Annotated in this window: 1 protein-coding gene; it reads right to left on the reverse strand. The window is 38.0% G+C overall.

From position 1 onward, the window contains the following. Positions 1–208 (reverse strand): aldehyde dehydrogenase family protein (locus CWB72_RS20395; RefSeq protein WP_138635243.1); only part of this gene is annotated, 208 nt, incomplete at both ends.

The raw sequence follows: 208 nt of genomic DNA on the forward strand, positions 1-208 counted from the left end.
TACCCTTCACCGGATAATACACCTCCTTCTACCAAAAACTTACCACCTTCTTTTTTACATGCCTCAATGGCTTGTAAATACATGTTTACAGCATCTTTATCAATCAATGGCCCCACATGGTGCGCACTATTTAGCGGATCACCTATTTTCAATTGTTGATATGCATTTACCAGTTTTTGGGTAAATGTTTCATAAACCGAGGAATGAA

Origin of the sequence: Pseudoalteromonas phenolica, from assembly GCF_005886345.1 — a bacterium.
GTDB lineage: Bacteria > Pseudomonadota > Gammaproteobacteria > Enterobacterales > Alteromonadaceae > Pseudoalteromonas > Pseudoalteromonas phenolica_A.